The sequence below is a fragment of the Streptomyces sp. 11-1-2 genome (genome assembly GCF_003595545.1).
GTDB classification, from domain to species: Bacteria; Actinomycetota; Actinomycetes; order Streptomycetales; family Streptomycetaceae; genus Streptomyces; species Streptomyces hygroscopicus_B.
This window is the reverse complement of record NZ_CP022545.1, coordinates 5,724,218-5,739,780: the sequence shown is the minus strand read 5'-3', so window position 1 is coordinate 5,739,780 and position 15,563 is coordinate 5,724,218. Positions and strand designations below refer to the sequence as shown.

Annotated in this window: 15 protein-coding genes; 9 read left to right on the top strand and 6 right to left on the bottom strand. The window is 71.1% G+C overall.

Going from position 1 to position 15,563, the window contains the following annotated elements:
* The first annotated feature begins 78 nt into the window (after nucleotides 1-78).
* The 7 genes from htpX to CGL27_RS24170 all read left to right on the top strand — a co-directional run bounded on the left by htpX (nucleotide 79) and on the right by CGL27_RS24170 (nucleotide 6,070).
* On the top strand, nucleotides 79-987 hold the full coding sequence (gene htpX / locus CGL27_RS24200; protein WP_078642380.1) for a zinc metalloprotease HtpX: 909 nt from the start codon (nucleotides 79-81) through the stop codon (nucleotides 985-987).
* A 2-nt stretch (nucleotides 988-989) separates the two neighbouring features.
* The gene (locus tag CGL27_RS24195) at nucleotides 990-1,574 is read left to right on the top strand and encodes a hypothetical protein (protein ID WP_078642379.1); all 585 of its coding nucleotides are present in this window, start codon (nucleotides 990-992) and stop codon (nucleotides 1,572-1,574) included.
* Nucleotides 1,575-1,755: 181 nt separating this feature from the next.
* Nucleotides 1,756-2,319, top strand: coding sequence for a hypothetical protein (locus CGL27_RS24190; protein WP_119989974.1), 564 nt, complete (start codon nucleotides 1,756-1,758; stop codon nucleotides 2,317-2,319).
* Nucleotides 2,320-2,434: 115 nt separating this feature from the next.
* Entirely contained in the window at nucleotides 2,435-3,514 is a 1,080-nt protein-coding gene (locus CGL27_RS24185; RefSeq protein WP_078642377.1) for an ABC transporter ATP-binding protein, read from the top strand.
* Entirely contained in the window at nucleotides 3,504-4,403 is a 900-nt protein-coding gene (locus CGL27_RS24180) for a hypothetical protein (protein ID WP_078642376.1), read from the top strand. The genes CGL27_RS24185 and CGL27_RS24180 overlap by 11 nt, the downstream gene beginning before the upstream one ends.
* A complete protein-coding gene (locus CGL27_RS24175; protein WP_059143685.1) occupies nucleotides 4,400-5,326 on the top strand; it encodes an ABC transporter ATP-binding protein in 927 nt (308 codons plus the stop codon). The genes CGL27_RS24180 and CGL27_RS24175 overlap by 4 nt, the downstream gene beginning before the upstream one ends.
* Before the next feature lie 15 nt (nucleotides 5,327-5,341).
* Nucleotides 5,342-6,070: an ABC transporter permease gene (locus tag CGL27_RS24170; RefSeq protein ID WP_078642375.1), complete on the top strand. Its 729-nt coding sequence runs from the start codon at nucleotides 5,342-5,344 to the stop codon at nucleotides 6,068-6,070.
* A gap of 562 nt (nucleotides 6,071-6,632) precedes the next feature.
* On the opposite strand, the gene CGL27_RS24160 is transcribed toward CGL27_RS24170, so the two are convergent.
* From CGL27_RS24160 to CGL27_RS24145, 4 genes are all read right to left on the bottom strand, one after another.
* Nucleotides 6,633-7,925, bottom strand: a complete 1,293-nt coding sequence (locus CGL27_RS24160; protein ID WP_119989972.1) for an MFS transporter — start codon at nucleotides 7,923-7,925, stop codon at nucleotides 6,633-6,635.
* A gap of 79 nt (nucleotides 7,926-8,004) precedes the next feature.
* On the bottom strand, nucleotides 8,005-8,715 hold the full coding sequence (locus CGL27_RS24155) for a FadR/GntR family transcriptional regulator (protein ID WP_119989970.1): 711 nt from the start codon (nucleotides 8,713-8,715) through the stop codon (nucleotides 8,005-8,007).
* Nucleotides 8,716-8,826: 111 nt separating this feature from the next.
* On the bottom strand, nucleotides 8,827-9,576 hold the full coding sequence (locus CGL27_RS24150; RefSeq protein ID WP_119989968.1) for a hypothetical protein: 750 nt from the start codon (nucleotides 9,574-9,576) through the stop codon (nucleotides 8,827-8,829).
* Nucleotides 9,577-9,890: 314 nt separating this feature from the next.
* The gene (locus CGL27_RS24145) at nucleotides 9,891-11,435 is read right to left on the bottom strand and encodes an MFS transporter (RefSeq protein WP_119989966.1); all 1,545 of its coding nucleotides are present in this window, start codon (nucleotides 11,433-11,435) and stop codon (nucleotides 9,891-9,893) included.
* 175 nt (nucleotides 11,436-11,610) lie between these two features.
* On the opposite strand from CGL27_RS24145, the gene CGL27_RS24140 reads away from it, so the two are divergent.
* Together CGL27_RS24140 and CGL27_RS24135 are read left to right on the top strand one after the other, a co-directional pair.
* The gene (locus CGL27_RS24140; protein ID WP_078642369.1) at nucleotides 11,611-12,615 is read left to right on the top strand and encodes an Lrp/AsnC family transcriptional regulator; all 1,005 of its coding nucleotides are present in this window, start codon (nucleotides 11,611-11,613) and stop codon (nucleotides 12,613-12,615) included.
* A gap of 198 nt (nucleotides 12,616-12,813) precedes the next feature.
* The gene (locus CGL27_RS24135) at nucleotides 12,814-13,263 is read left to right on the top strand and encodes a phospholipase (protein ID WP_078642368.1); all 450 of its coding nucleotides are present in this window, start codon (nucleotides 12,814-12,816) and stop codon (nucleotides 13,261-13,263) included.
* A gap of 133 nt (nucleotides 13,264-13,396) precedes the next feature.
* Here the strand turns inward: CGL27_RS24135 and CGL27_RS24130 are convergent, their stop codons facing one another.
* Nucleotides 13,397-14,251 (bottom strand): HAD family hydrolase, encoded by an 855-nt coding sequence (locus CGL27_RS24130; protein ID WP_119989964.1) that lies wholly within the window; start codon nucleotides 14,249-14,251, stop codon nucleotides 13,397-13,399.
* Entirely contained in the window at nucleotides 14,248-15,525 is a 1,278-nt protein-coding gene (serS, locus tag CGL27_RS24125) for a serine--tRNA ligase (protein ID WP_078642366.1), read from the bottom strand. The genes CGL27_RS24130 and serS overlap by 4 nt, the downstream gene beginning before the upstream one ends.
* Nucleotides 15,526-15,563: the final 38 nt, after the last annotated feature.

The following is a 15,563-nucleotide window of genomic DNA, read 5'->3' as shown; positions in this document are numbered from 1 at the left end:
GGGCGCGGCGCAGATCGCCCTATAAGCGGCAGAATCGGGTATAGAGCCTTTGGTGTCGCGTTACTGGGGAGGCATCCCATGCCGCATACCCGCTATGCCCCGGACCGGGGGCTGACCACCCGCATGGTCACGACGATGTTCTTCATCGGGCTGCTCTATGTGGTCTTCATCGGTGTGCTGCTCGCCGTGTTCAAGGGCGCCTGGCCGCTGATCGTGATCATCGCGGGAGGGCTGTTCGTGGCGCAGTTCTGGTTCAGCGATCGGATCGCGGCGTTCAGCATGGGCGCCCGGGAGGTCACCCCGCAGCAGGCCCCTGAGCTGCACGGTGCGGTGGACCGGCTGTGCGCGCTCGCGGACATGCCCAAGCCGCGGGTGGCCATCGCCGACACCGATGTGCCGAACGCCTTCGCCACCGGCCGCAATCAGCGCAACGCGCTGGTGTGCGCCACCACGGGGCTGCTGCGGCGGCTGGAGCCGGAGGAGCTGGAGGGCGTGCTCGCCCATGAGCTCTCGCATGTGGCGCACCGCGATGTGGCGGTCATGACCATCGCCTCCTTCCTCGGCGTGCTGGCGGGCATCATGACCCGCGCAGCGCTGTGGGGCGGTCTCAGCCGGGGCAGCCGCAACAACAACGTGGGCATCGCGGTGCTCCTCATCCCCCTGATCAGCGCCGTGGTCTATGCGATCAGCTTTCTGCTGACCCGGCTGCTGTCCCGCTATCGCGAGCTGTCCGCCGACCGCGCCGGCGCACTGCTGACCGGGCGGCCCTCGGCGCTCGCCGCCGCGCTGACCAAGGTGACGGGGCAGATGGCCCAGATCCCGACCCGGGATCTGCGCAAGGTCGAGCCGTTCAACGCCTTCTTCTTCGCGCCCGCGCTCTCCGGGGAGAGCGTCAGCCGGCTGTTCTCCTCGCATCCGACGCTGGAGCGGCGGCTCGACCAGCTCGCCCGCATCTCCACCCAGCTCGGCCAGGCGGGAAGGGGCTGAGCGTGAGGATCTTGGACGCCATCCTGGGCCGCAGCAAGCCGGTGCGCCCCGACCTCGACCGGCTCTTCGGGCTCCCGGGGGCCGCGGTCAGTCTGGAGGCGGGGGCGGGGTTCACCCCGACCGGGCGGGGCTCGGTCTGCTTCGCGAGCGTGGAGGGCGGCGCCTTCTCCCAGCTCCAGCGGGATGTGCGGGAGCTGCTGGACGCGGACACGGACCGGGGCGGGGTGCCCGTGGAGTTCAGCCAGGACGCGTACGGCTACACCTGGCTGCTGGCCCGGCAGCAGTCGGACGATGTGCCCTCCCTGGTGAACGATCTGCACGCGGTCAATTCGCTGCTCCAGGACGGCGGGTTCGGGCCTCAGCTGCTGTGCTCGCTGATCGGCTTCCAGGACCCGGCGGGGCGTTCGCTCGCGTTGGTGTATCTCTACAAGCGCGGCACCTTCTATCCCTTCGCGCCGCTGCCGGGCGCCGCGGAGAAGCGGGACAACGCGCTGGAGCTCCAGATGCGGGCGCTGCTCGGGGACGATCTGCGGATCGAGGAGGACCTGAGCCGCTGGTTCCCGGTCTGGGGCGCACCGGGTCTCTAGCGGTCGGGTTCCCCGGCGGACGGACGGCGCGACCCCCCAAGTGAACCGGCCCCAACTCCCCCCGGGCGAAGGGGAATCCACGGATCGGACAGGGCCTCAGGCATAGGAATGGGCTCACGGGGCACCTTCTACCTTCGACATCGCATGCCGGAAGGTGACCTGACGCCCGGGGGAGGGCCGAATGAACTACTTGCGCGGCTTCATCCCATGGATCGCCCTCGCGGTCGTGTCGACACTGGGCTGGCAGTGGGGCGCCCTGGCCGGGCTGGTGCTGGGTGGCGCGATGCTGGTGCGGGCCCGTAAGGCGGGCATGGCGGCCGACGCCCTCATCCTGGAGTGCAGCACGGTGGCCTTCTTCACCGCGCTGACGATCTGGGCCTTCGCCCGGCCGGACAGCGTACTCAAGGACTACGTCGGGGCGCTGGCGCTGAGCTGGCTCGCCGTCACCGCCTGGACGACGCTCGCCGTGGGGCACCCCTTCACCACCGGTGTCGCCCGCCGCCAGGCACCGCCCGAGGTGTGGGACACCCACGTGTTCAAGCGGATCAATGTAGTGATCACCCGCGCCTGGTCCACCGCCTTCACGCTCTCCGCCGCGGCCATGGTCGTGGTGATCTCCGCCGGTCTGGGCATGGCCGCGGCGCTCGCGGTCCAGTTCGCGGGGTTCGTCCTTCCGGCCCTGTTCACCGCGTGGTACCCAGGATGGGCGCGGTCGCGGCTCACACCGGCCGCACACCGGGCATAAGCCTCCGGAATACCTGTGGATACCCGGGGTAACCCCCGCCCATCGGAGCCCGTCCCTTACGGGCGCGTCAGACCCGAGGACGAGGGGAATCCCACCGTCTGGAGTGACGCCGCCCGTGGCTCACACCACTACGGTCGAACATGTGACTGTGATCGCCACCGAAAGTCTGAGCAAGCGGTTCCCCCGCGTCACCGCGCTCGACCGGCTGTCCGTCGACATCGCACCAGGGGTAACTGGCCTGGTGGGTGCGAACGGCGCCGGTAAGTCCACGCTGATCAAGATCCTGCTCGGGTTGTCCCCCGCCAGCGAGGGCCGCGCTTCCGTGCTCGGTCTCGATGTGGCCAAGGACGGCAGCGCCATCCGCGAAAGCGTCGGCTACATGCCCGAGCACGACTGTCTGCCGCCCGATGTCTCGGCGACCGAGTTCGTCGTCCACATGGCGCGCATGTCCGGGCTGCCGCCCTCCGCCGCCCGTGAGCGCACGGCCGACACGCTGCGCCATGTCGGCCTGTACGAGGAGCGATATCGCCCCATGGGCGGCTACTCCACGGGCATGAAGCAGCGGGTCAAGCTGGCCCAGGCGCTGGTGCACGACCCCCGCCTGGTCCTGCTGGACGAGCCGACCAACGGCCTGGACCCGGTCGGCCGCGATGAGATGCTCGGTCTGATCCGCCGCGTCCACACCGACTTCGGCATCTCGGTCCTGGTCACCTCGCATCTGCTCGGCGAGCTGGAGCGCACCTGCGACCACGTCGTGGTCATCGACGGCGGCAAGCTGCTCCGCTCCAGCTCCACCAGTGACTTCACTCAGGCGACGGCCTCGCTCGCGGTCGAGGTGACCGACACCACCGATCACCCGGACGGCACCAAGGCGCTGCGCACCGCCCTCGACCGGGCCGGGCTCACCGTCCAGACCGCCGGCCGCGACGCCGACGGGACGCCCGGCTCCGACCATGTGCTGCTGGTCGACGTCGCGAGCGAGGAGACGTACGACACGGTCCGCGACACCATCGCCGACCTCGGCCTCGGCCTGGTCCGCATGGAGCAGCGCCGCCACCGCATCGCGGAGATCTTCCGGTCCGACGACGATGCGGACGCCCCGGACGCGTCGGACGCACCGGACGGCACGACGAAGCCCGCAGGACCGGCCGGCGCAAGCGCACACGGGAACGGAGGTGCCGTCGATGCCGTCTGAGACCGTGACCCAGCAGCGTGCCGACGTCATTCACAACATCGGCTACCGCCATTACGACGGCCCGCGCCTCGGCCGCGCCTACGCCCGCCGCTCGCTCTTCTCCCAGAGCCTGCGCGGCGCCTACGGCCTCGGCCGCTCGGCGAAGTCCAAGGTCGCGCCGATGCTGCTGTTCGCCGTGATGTGCATGCCCGCCGCGATCATCGTCGCGGTGGCCATCGCCACCAAGGTGGACGAGCTCCCCGTCGAGTACACCCGCTACGCGATCATGCTGCAGGCCGTGATCGGCCTGTACACCGCGTCCCAGGCGCCGCAGTCCGTCTCCCGGGACCTCCGCTTCAAGACGGTCCCGCTCTACTTCTCGCGGCCCATCGAAACGATGGACTATGTGGTGGCCAAGTTCGCCGCCATGGCCTCGTCGCTGTTCATCCTCACCGGCGCGCCCCTGCTGATCCTCTACGTCGGGGCACTGCTCGCCAAGCTGGACTTCGCCGATCAGACGAAGGGCTTCGCGCAAGGACTGATCTCCGTGGCTCTGCTCTCGCTTCTCTTCGCCGGCATCAGCCTGGTCGTCGCCGCGCTCACCCCGCGCCGCGGCTTCGGCGTCGCCGCCGTCATCGCCCTGCTGACCATCTCCTACGGCGCGGTGTCCGCCGTCCAGGCCATCGCCTGGGACCAGGGCAACTCCGGCCCGGTGAGCTGGATCGGGCTGTTCTCGCCGATCACCATCATCGACGGGGTGCAGACGGCCTTCCTCGGTGCCACCTCCTCCTTCCCCGGCGGGGTCGGCCCCGGCACCGGAACCGGGCTCGTCTACATCCTCGTTCTCCTCGGCCTGATCGCCGGCTCGTACGGGCTGCTGATGCGCCGCTACCGAAAGGTCGGCCTGTGACCACGATCGCCATCGACAACGTCTCCCGCTGGTTCGGGAACGTCGTGGCCGTCAACGACGTGACCATGAACATCGGCCCCGGTGTCACCGGGCTCCTCGGTCCCAACGGCGCCGGCAAGTCCACCCTCATCAACATGATGGGCGGCTTCCTGGCCCCCTCCACCGGGTCCGTGACCCTGGACGGCGCCCAGATCTGGCGCAATGAGCAGGCTTACCGCCACATCGGCATCGTCCCCGAGCGCGAGGCGATGTACGACTTCCTCACCGGCCGCGAGTTCGTGATCGCCAACGCCGAGCTGCACGGGCTGCCCGATCCGCGTGGTGCCGCCCGTAAGGCGCTCGACACCGTCGAGATGGACTACGCGGGCTCCCGGAAGATCGCCACGTACAGCAAGGGCATGCGCCAGCGCGTGAAGATGGCCTCCGCGCTGGTGCACGAGCCGTCGGTGCTCCTCCTGGACGAGCCGTTCAACGGCATGGACCCCCGGCAGCGGATGCAGCTCATGGACCTGCTGCGGCGGATGGGCGCGGAGGGCCGCACCGTGCTGTTCTCCTCGCACATCCTCGAGGAGGTCGAGCAGCTGGCGGCGCATATCGAGGTGATCGTCGCGGGCCGCCACGCCGCCTCCGGCGACTTCCGCAAGATCCGCCGGCTGATGACGGACCGTCCGCACCGCTATCTCGTACGGTCCAGCGACGACCGCGCGCTCGCGGCCGCCCTGATCGCCGACCCGTCGACCACCGGTATCCAGGTCGACGCGAGCACCGGCGCCGACGGCGGACTGCACATCCAGGCGGTCGACTTCGCCCGCTTCACCGAACTGCTGCCGCGGGTCGCCCGTGACCAGCACATCCGGCTCCTCACGGTCTCGCCCTCCGACGAGTCCCTGGAAAGCGTCTTCTCCTACCTCGTCGCGGCCTGAAAGGAGCCCATAGCGATGTCCTCGCTCTACCACCCCACCGTCGCACGGCTCACCTACCGGGCCCTGCTCGGCCGCCGCCGGGCGCTGATCCTCTTCTCACTCCCCGGTCTGCTGCTGTTGATCTCGCTCGCCGTAAGGCTGCTGACCGGAGCCGACGACGAGACGGCCGACGCGATCCTCGGCGGCTTCGCGATGGCCACCATGGTCCCGCTGATCGGCGTGATCGCCGGTACGGGCGCGATCGGCCCGGAGATCGACGACGGCTCGGTCATCTATCTGCTGGCCAAGCCGGTGAAGCGGCCGACGATCATCTTCACCAAGCTGATCGTGGCGATCGGCGTCACGGTCGCCTTCTCCGCCATCCCCACCCTGCTCGCGGGCTTCCTGCTGAACGGCAACGCCAATCAGCTTGCCGTCGGCTACGCCGTCGCCGCCGCCGTGGCCTCGGTCGCCTACAGCGCGGTCTTCTTGCTGCTGGGCACCGTGACCCGGCATGCGGTGATCGCGGGGCTGGTCTACGCCCTGGTGTGGGAGACGTTCTTCGGCAGCCTGGTGGCCGGGGCCCGCAAGCTCAGCGTTCAGCAGTGGGCGCTGGCACTCGGGCAGAAGGTCGCGGACGGCGATGTGATCTCGTCGGATGTCGGCCTGACGACCGGCGTCATCCTGCTGCTGGCCGTGACCGTGGGCGCGACCTGGTACGCGGGCCGCAAGCTGCGCACGCTGACCCTCGCGGGGGAGGAGTGACCACCGGCGCGACCTTCGCGACCCGCGCGAGGTGACGCCCGGCGCCCGGGGGTTCGTGCACGCCTTACGGGCGCCAGGGGCTCGTGCGCGCCTTATGGCGCCCAGGAGTTCGTGCACGCCTTACGGCCGCCACCGAGCAGGGACGGCGGAGCGGCCGCCGGTTGTCTCCGCGGTGGCGGCGGTCGTCGTGACGGCCGCCGCCGCGGCGTGTCCGGGGGCCGCGTTGGCTGGCCCAGGGCGGAGGCCACGGCCGCGGACGAACCGAGCAGAACGGTCGCCGCCACACAGGCCACCGTCCAGGGGGCCCGCAGCACCCTCCGCCATGGCCGCCGGGTGCCGCCTCCCGCCGCAGCCCGCGTGCCGTGGGCGGTCTTCGCCTCGGCCACGCCGCTCGTACCGCTCGTACCGCTCGTGCAGCTCATGCCGTCCTCCGGTCCTCGTCGATGCCGACGACACCGAGAGTGGCGGCGGGAGTTGTCGGTCGGCCCTCCGTGGCCTGAGGGGCGGCTGTGAAGGCGTGAGGCCGCTCGGCGGGCTCACGCCGTTCGGCCCTCCGGGCCGCTCAGGACCGGATCTTGCGGTCGCGTCCCGCGCCCAGGCCCAGCACCGCCAGCACCCCGCACACTGCCAGCATCAGCGTGAGCGGCAGCCCCCAGCCGTCGATGGTCTGGTGCACCACGCCGAGCGCCAGAGGGCCCACCGCGGCCAGCAGATAGCCCCAGGTCTGCGCCATTCCGGACAGCCGCGCCGAGGTGTGGGCGTCCCCGGTCCGCAGCACCATCATGGTCAGCGCGAGCCCCACGGCCCCGCCCTGCCCGACGCCGATCAGCGTCGCCCAGACCCACGCCCCGGCGACGGGAGCCACCAGCAGGCCCGCGATACCGGCGCCCATCAGCGCCGCGACCGCGACGGCCAGCGTCCGCTGGGAGCGCATCCGCCCGGCGAGGGTGGGCACCACGAACGAACCGACCATCTGCAGCATGGTGCTGAACGCGAACACCAGCCCGGCCGTGTTCTTGCTCATGCCGTGGTCGGTGAAGATCGTCGGCAGCCATGCGATGCAGACGTACGCGATCGACGACTGCAACCCCATGAACAGCGTGACCTGCCAGGCCAGCGGGGAGCGGCTCAGCTTCGGCCCCGCGTCCGGCGTCGTCCTTACGGGCGTCGCCGCGGGCTCACCGTGGTGCGTTCCGCGCCGTGCGAGCACCGTCTGGGGTATCCAGACCAGCGCCGCGACCGCCGCCAGCAGCGACCAGGAGGCGAGCGAACCCCGCCAGCCGCCGAGCGCGTTCTCCAGCGGTACGGCGGAGGCGGCGGAGACCGTCGCCCCACCGATCATCGAGGTGGTGTAGAGCGCGGTCATCCCGGCGGCCCGGTGCGGGAAGTCACGCTTGACCAGGCCCGGCATCAGCACATTGAGGAACGCGATCCCGCTGCCGACGAGGGCGCCCCCGGCGAAGAGCGCCATCACCGGCGGCGCCACGCGCAGCAGGATGCCGCCGATCAGCAGCGCCAGCGCGCTCAGCAGCACCGCCTCGGTGCCCCAGCGCCGGGCGAGCCGGGGCGCGAAGGGCGAGGCCAGGCCCATGAAGATCAGCGGAATGGTCGTGACCAGGCTGCCCATGGTCGCGGACAGCCCGAAGTGGCCGCTGATCTCACCGAGCAGCGGGGAGACCCCGGCGAGCGCGGCCCGCATGTTGAGCGACGCCAGCACGATGCCGATCAGGAGAAGAGCGGGGTGGGCCCGCAGGGTGCGCCGCGCGGCGGCCACCTCGGGGGTCGGCCGCAGATCCGTCTCGGCGTCCACGAGCAGGGGTTCGGCCTCGGGGCCGGGGGTGTGCGGGCGTGGCAAGAAGAGCTCCGTTCCGGTCGTGGTGGGGGGTGGTGGGGTTGGAGTGGTCCGGGTCGCGGTGAGGCCCGCCGAGAGGGGCTCAGTCGGTGGCGAGCAGGGCTTCGACGGCGCGTTTCGGCGCCTCCAGCAGCGCCCGCGCCGCCGCCTCCGCAGCCGCCGGGTCGCCGGAGGCAATGGCGTCGACCAGGGCGCGGTGGTCGGCGGGGACGATGCTCGGCACCTCGCGGTCACCGAGCGAGGCCACCAGCGAGTCGCGCACCGAGCCGCTGAACCAGCCGTAGGTCGCGCTCAGCGCGGCGTTGTGCGCGGCCTCCACCACGGCGGTGTGGAACTCCAGGTCATGGGCGGCGTGCAGCTCATGGTGGGCGTCAGCGGACCGCTCCCCTGACTGCCCGAACGCCTCGAGCGACTCCAGCGCCGCTCGCATCCGCCGCAGATCGTCGGGACTGTGCCGGAGCGCGGCCAGCCGCGCGCCCTCCGCCTCCAGCGCGATCCGCAGCTCCAGCACATCCCGGATCCCGGCGCGCCGCACACCCCGCATGACCTCGGCCGGGTCGGTCGTGGAGACCACGAAGGTGCCCTCGCCCTGCCGGGACTGCAGCATCCCCGCGTGCACGAGGACGCGGACCGCCTCCCGGACCGTGTTCCGGCCGACCTGGAGCTGCTCGGCGAGGGCATGCTCGGTGGGCACGCGGTCGCCGACCTTCCACTCACCCTCGGCGAGCTGCGCCCGCAGCTGCTCCACCACGGTGTCGACCAACGACTGCCGCCCAGCCGCCCGCAACGCCATCTCTCTCGGCTCCCTCACTCGATTCGCCCGGTTACCCAGTCATCCTACAATTTCCACTGGGGAAGCCCGGTGGGCAGGGCGCCACCCCGCCCACCGGGCTCCTCCGATCCGCTACCCGCGCTGCCGCTTGGCGCGCCGCGCCCGCCGCTGGACCGACTCGGCCTTGAGCGTGGCGACGTCCCTGCGGACCTCGGTCATGTCGTCACCGAGATCGCAGAGCCGCTCGCTCATGGCGCAGATGACCCGCCCGTGCGCGTCGAGCCGCCGGTCCATCCCGTCCAGCCGAGCGGAGACCCTGGCCATCCACGGCGCCAGCTCGCGCAGCGTGGAACCGACATCCGCCAGACACGCCTCGACGGCGTCGAGGCGGCCGCCGATCGGCCCGGCCAGCATCCGCTCGGTGAGGATCCGTTCGAGCGGGAGCTGCTCCGTCCCGGCTTCCGCTCCGCTCCGGGTCGACTCCTCGACATCGAGGAGATAGGTACGTACCCGCATGGCGGTATCGCTGTCCCGCAGCAACATCGCGACGTTGAGCACCGCCCGGCGGGGGTAGAGGGTGAGGTGGGCGCGGCCCTGTGGATAACTCGAATCTGAAAGGTCCAAGTTGGACCTTTCAAAGACTTGCAGGTCAGCGCCTCGAAGGATGTGCATGCCGCTGCTGTGGAACTCCTCCCGGTGGCGTTTGGTCAGGCTCTTGACGGCTTCTTCCCCAACCTCGAAGTACTCCGCGACCATGCGCGTGGTGATATGCAGCCCATCCGGCAGCATGGTCAAGATCTTGACCTTGTCGAGGACATCCGTCCGTTCGATGACGCTGTCGCGCAGTGCGCGCGACTCCAGTAGTGCGATCTCAGGTGGCATATGTGTGCCTTCCGGTCTGAAATTCGGGTGATGGTCACGCCCCACCAGTCAGGGGCTAGGCCGCCCGTATCCAGGGACCAGGAGCGGAGGCTGCCGACCTCTTTCGGACCCAACCGCCGTGACATCGCCGCCCGTCGATCCGTCGCCCGGCCGAGGCTCCAACTCGCGTTGCCGCCGCGCATAACGCGTATATGGAAGAACGATCCGATCGCGTAAGGGTTACTCGCACCGCGTGCGTTGACGGACGTCTGCCTCACGCAGCGAAGGGGCGGGCGCCATCGGGCGCCCGCCCCTTGTGACCTGTCGTCCACCGCTCAGGCGTGGACCGGCTCCGCCGGGGATTGCTCGGGGGTCGGCTTCGGGGGCGCTCCGCCGGGGCCGCCGCGGACGACGGCGAGGACCAGCAGGCCCGCCGCCAGGGCGGCGATGCCGGAGATCAGGCAGATGCGGTCGAGTCCGGCCGCGAACGACTCGTGGACGAGCGTGCGCGCCGCGTCCGCGTGGGCCGGGGGCGCGGTGGCGATGACGGCGTCGGCGTGGCCGCCGCTGATGGCCTCGGCGGCCTGTCCGGCCGCCCGGGCCGGGACGGTGCCGCTGTCGTCGACCATGTCCCGCACCCGCGTCGCGAAGACCGTGCCCAGGACGGCGATCCCCAGGGCGTAGCCCAGCTGCCGGAAGGTGTTCACCGCGCCGCTGGCCATGCCCGCCCGCTCCGGCGGGGCCGAACCAAGGGCCGCCGAGACCAGCACCGGCATGGCCAGGCCGATCCCCAGACCGGCCAGCGCCAGGCCCGGGACGAAGGCCGTCCAGTCCGCGTCCGGGGTCACCATCGCCGCGTTCACCAGCGCGCCCGCGCCCACCATCAGCAGTCCGCCGCCGAGCGCCCGCCCGGGGGCGACCCGGTCCAGCAGCCGTCCGCCCGCCGCGCCGACGACCAGTGAGACGCCCGCCATCGGCGTCACCGCGAGCCCGGCCTGCACCGGGCTCATCTCCAGCACCGACTGCAGCCACAGCCCGGCGTAGGTGAGGTACGGGAAGGCCCCCGCCTGCAGCAGCAGGGCCGCCGCCATCAGCACCGCGAACGTCGGGCGGCGCAGCAGCCCCAGGTCCAGCAGCGGCTGCCGCTTTCCGCGCTCCACCACGGCGAAGGCGAGCAGCGCGATCGCGGCCGTCACCAGTGCGGCGACCGTGCCGGTGTCGGCCCAGCCCTCCTCACCCCCGCGCATCAGCCCATACGTCAGCGCCCCGGCGCACGCCGTGAACGTGGCGGCGCCCGGCCAGTCGATCCGTACGCCCGGCGCGCCGCGCGACTCCTCGATGGAACGGAGCGTGATCCACACCGCGATCGCCGTCAGCGGCAGATTGACCAGGAAGATCGCCCGCCAGTCGACGTACTCGGTCAGCACCCCGCCCAGCACCGGGCCGATCGCCGCGGCCGCCCCGCTCGTACCGCCCCACACCCCGAAGGCGATACCGCGGTCGCGGCCGGAGTATGTCGCCATCAGCAGCGGGGTGTTGGTGGCGAACATGGCCGCCGCCCCCACCCCCTGGACGGCGCGGGCCGCGATCAGCACCCCGGCGTCCGGTGCCAGACCGCAGACCAGGGAGGAGACCGCGAACACCGCGAGGCCGACGACATACAGCCGCCGCCGCCCGTAGAGGTCCGCCGCCGAACCGGCCACCATCAGCAGCGCGGCCAGCGCCAGCGCGTAGATGTCCATCACCCACTGGAGGGAGGTGAAGGACGCGTCCAGTCCCCGCGCCACCTGGGGCAGCGCGGTGTTCACAATCGTGACGTCTATCAACAGCATGAAATTGCCGAGCGTGATGGCGGCAAGCGGCCACCATGATCTGCGCATGACTGACTCCGGGATTCGGAACGTGCCGGCCAACGTGCTGCCGACAAGGGGACGCGAGGGCCGATCCCGATGACGGTCCGGCGGTCCCCGCGGCTCTTACGGTCGTCCTGACCGGTCCGCTCCTCCAGCCGGCACCGCCCCGGTGGCGATATCCGACGTCCGCTAGCTTTGTGCGGTGGAATCCGACGCGTACGACGACCTGGACCGGGCGCTGGTGCATGCCCTTCAGCTCGACGGGCGGGCCCCCTTCAGCCGGCTCGCCGAGGTGCTGGGCGTCTCCGACCAGACCGTGGCCCGCCGCTACACCCGGCTGCGGACGACGGGAGCGGTCCGGGTGCTGGGGCTCACCGACCCGGCGGCGGTCGGCGATGTGGTCTGGCTGGTGCGGGTGCGGTGCCTGCCGGACGCCGCGCTGCCGGTGGCCGAGGCGATGGCCCGGCGGACCGACACCTCCTGGGTGCATGTGCTCTCCGACGGCACCGAGGTCGCCGCGTCGACACGGGCGGCGTCCGGCCTGGACAGCGACGCCCTGCTGCTGCGCAAACTCCCGCAGACGCCACGGGTGGTGGGGGTGAGCGCGCACTGCGTGCTGCATGAGTTCTACGGCGGCGAGCAGGGCCTGGTCAACAAGACCGAGGCGCTGACGGCCGAGCAGGTCGGTCGGCTGCGCACGCCCGCCGCGGACCGGTCGAAGGGGCCGCGCGGACCGGTGGGCGCCGAGGACGGCAAGCTGCTGGACGTCCTCGCGCGGGACGGGCGGGCGCCGCTGGCCGAACTGGCCGCCGCCACCGGCTGGTCGCAGTCGACGGTGCGCCGCCGGCTGGCCGATCTGCGCGCCGACGGCACCCTGTACTTCGACGTCGACTACACCCACCGGATGTTCGATCAGAGTGTCACCACCACGATGTGGCTGTCGGTAAGGCCGTCGGATCTCGCCGCCACCGGGCAGACACTCGCGGACCACCCCGAGGTGGCGTTCGCATGTGCGACTACCGGGACGAAGAATCTGATGGCGACCGTGGTCTGCGCCGATGTCCGGGCCCTCTACACCTATCTGACGACCCGCATCGCCGAACTGCCCTCCGTGCTGGACATGGAGACCGCCCCGATCCTCCGACGGGTCAAGGGTCCGGGGCCGCTGTTCGCCCCTCCCTCCCGGGTGTCCCGGCGCACCTCCTGAACGACCCGCGCAGCGGCGCCAGTTGGAGGAAGCTCCGAAACTCTGCTGGTCGAACTCTGTTCATCTCTACGTCGGTGTAGATCTTGACGGTTGTCAGGGACCTGCCCAACTCTTGGCGTGCGCTGGATCACACCGCGCCACCCCCCGCGCCACAAGCCTTTTGAGGGGGTGTCAGAAGTGAAAACGGAGGGAACCCGAATGCGTCGTCTCGTCACGAGTCTCGCGGCCACCGCTGTCACCGCGGCCGCCGCCATCGCCCTGGCCGCACCCGCCCAGGCGGCCCCCGCGGACAAGCCGCAGGTCCTCGCAAGCTGGACGCAGACCAGCGCCAGCAGCTACAACACCTGGGTCGCGGCGCGGAACAACCAGGGTGCCTGGGCCGCCTACGGGTTCGACTGGTCCACCGACTACTGCAGCAGCTCGCCCGACAACCCCTTCGGCTTCCCCTTCCAGACCGCCTGCGCCCGCCATGACTTCGGCTACCGCAACCACAAGGCGATGGGCATCTTCGACGCCAACAAGGCGCGCATCGACAGCGCCTTCTACGAGGACCTCAAGCGGGTGTGCAGCGCCTACAGCGGTGCCACCAAGACGTCGTGCGACGGCACGGCGTGGACCTACTACCAGGCGGTCAAGATCTTCGGCTGACCCCTCCTGGACCGGGATCCCTCGGCGGCGGCCGAGGGATCCCGATCACCGCTGCCGGGCCCGGATGCCGGGCGGTCCGCCGAGGCGGCCGCGCCGGCATCCGGCCGGTTCACCGGTCACCGGTGCGCTGCCGTTACCGGCGCGCCGCCGGGAAGAGCCGTTCCAGCACCACGGCGATGCCGTCCTCCGCGTTGGAGGCGGTGATCTCGTCGGCGACGGCCTTCAGATCCTGGTGCGCGTTCGCCATCGCGACAGCGTGCTTCGCCCAGCCGAACATCGGAACGTCATTGGGCATATCGCCGAACGCGATCGCGTCGTCGGCGGTCATCCCCAGCCGGCGCGCGGCCATCGAGAGGCCCGTGGCCTTCGTCAGCCCCAGCGGCAGCAGCTCCACCAGTCCGGTGCCGGCCATCGTGACCCCGACCAGGCCCCCGGCGGCCGTCCGGGCGGCGTCCGCGAGGGCGTCGTCGTCCAGCTCGGCGTGCTGGATATAGAGCTTGCTGATGGGCTGCGACCACAGCTCGGCCGGGTCCGTGAACGGCACCCGGGGCATCCCCTCGTGGTCCATCCGGTAGCCCTCGCCGAACAGCACCTCGCCGTCCAGCCCGTCGCGGGCCGCGGCCAGCGACAGCGGGCCGATCTCCGCCTCGATCTTCTCCAGCGCCAGCAGGGCCACCTGGCGGTCCAGCGTGACGGAGGTCAGCAGCCGGTGCTCACCCGCGTGGTAGAGCTGTGCGCCCTGACCGCACACCGCGAGCCCCTGGTAGCCGAGGTCGTCGAGTATGTGCCGGGCCACCGGGACGGTGCGTCCGGTGACCACGATGTGCGCGGCGCCCGCCGCGGTGGCCGCGGCGAGCGCGTCACGGGTCCGCGCCGAGACGGTGTGGTCGGGGCGCAGCAGCGTGCCGTCGAGATCGGTGGCGACCAGTCGATAGGGGAGCTCGTCCGGCGCTCCGGCGAGCTCGTCCGTCGGTCCGGCGTTCGTCACCGTGCGACCGGTTCCAGGACCTCGCGTCCGCCCAGGAACGGCCGCAGCGCCTCGGGCACCCGCACCGAACCGTCGGCCTGCTGGTGGTTCTCGAGGATCGCGACGATGGTTCGGGTGACCGCGCACAGCGTGCCGTTGAGCGTGGCCAGCGGACGGACCTTCTTGCCCTCGCGCATCCGGATCGACAGCCGCCGCGACTGGAATTCGGTGGTGTTGGAGGTCGAGGTCAGCTCGCGGTACTTGCCCTGCGTCGGGATCCACGCCTCGCAGTCGAACTTCCGCGTCGCCGACGAGCCCAGGTCACCCGAGGCCAGGTCGATCACCCGGAACGGCAGCTCCAGCGAGGTCAGCCACTGCTTCTCCCAGTCCAGCAGCCGCTGGTGCTCGGCCTCGGCGTCCTCCGGGGTCGTGTAGACGTACATCTCGACCTTGTCGAACTGGTGCACCCGGAAGATCCCCCGGGTGTCCTTGCCGTACGACCCGGCCTCACGGCGGAAGCAGGAGGAGAACCCGGCGTAGCGCCGCGGGAGTGCGTCCGCCTCCAGGATCTCGTCCATGTGGTACGCGGCCAGCGGGACCTCGGAGGTGCCGACCAGGTAGAGGTCGTCCTTGTCGAGGTGGTAGACGTCCTCGGCGGCCTGGCCGAGGAAGCCGGTGCCCTCCATGGCCTTCGGCTTGACCAGCGCCGGGGTGAGCACCGGGGTGAAGCCCGCCGCGGTGGCCTGTGCCATCGCCGCGTTCACCAGTGCGAACTCCAGCAGGGCGCCGATGCCCGTCAGGTAGTAGAAGCGGGAGCCGGAGACCTTGGCGCCGCGCTCGGTGTCGATCGCGCCGAGCAGCTCGCCGAGCTCCAGATGGTCCTTGGGCGCGAAGCCCTCGGCATCGAAGTCGCGCGGGGTGCCGATCGTCTCCAGGACGGTGAAGTCGTCCTCGCCGCCGACCGGGACCTCGGGGTGGACGAGATTGCCCAGCTGGAGCAGGAGCTGCTGGGTCTCGTCCGCGGCCGCGTCCTGCTCGGCGTCGGCCGCCTTGACGGCGGCGGACAGCTCGCCCGCCTTCTTCAGCAGCTCGGCCTTCTCGTCACCGGCGGCCTTGGGGATGAGCTTGCCGAGCGCCTTCTGTTCGGCGCGCAGCTCGTCGAAGCGGACACTGGAGGACCTGCGCCGCTCGTCGGCGGTCAGGAGGGCGTCGACGATGCCGACGTCCTCTCCACGGGCGCGCTGGGAGGCGCGCACACGATCGGGGTCCTCACGGAGCAGGCGAAGGTCAATCACCCCACCAGGTTACCGGTGTGACCTCGGGTGCTCGACGC